This window comes from Cupriavidus sp. 05N39 (assembly GCF_056397325.1).
This window is the reverse complement of the sequence record NZ_JBFTNE010000377.1, coordinates 1-382: the sequence shown is the minus strand read 5'-3', so window position 1 is coordinate 382 and position 382 is coordinate 1. Positions and strand designations below refer to the sequence as shown.

The following is a 382-nucleotide window of genomic DNA, read 5'->3' as shown; positions in this document are numbered from 1 at the left end:
GGTCGCGGCCCTCCATCAGCAGCGGTGCCCACTGCCTGATCTGCGCGGCATCCTCGGAATACTGCATGCCGTAGAACAGCGGGTTCTTGACCAGCGCCTGCTGGCGCTTGTGCAGGTAGGCGATGTTGTCATCGCCCCACACAAAGCTCATGTGCGGGGTGGGGTTGATGAAGTCCGAGGGCTGGCTGAGCCGGCCTTCGCGCACCTGGTGCGACCAGAACTGGCGCGAGATCTCGAACTGCTCGGCGATCCCGACCGCGCGCTTGGTCTCGATGCTGCCGTCCGGCAGTTCGGGGGTGTAGTTGAGTTCGGCGAAGGCCGAGTGCCCGGTGCCGGCATTGTTCCAGCCGTCCGAACTCTCCAGCGCCACGCCGTCCAGGCG

The 382-nt window shown here is 66.0% G+C and carries 1 protein-coding gene; it reads right to left on the bottom strand.

Features of this window, described 5'->3' with window-relative positions; translation table 11 throughout:
• A partial coding sequence (locus AC1DN0_RS41790) for a malate:quinone oxidoreductase (RefSeq protein ID WP_477146712.1) occupies positions 1-382 on the bottom strand: 382 nt, incomplete at both ends.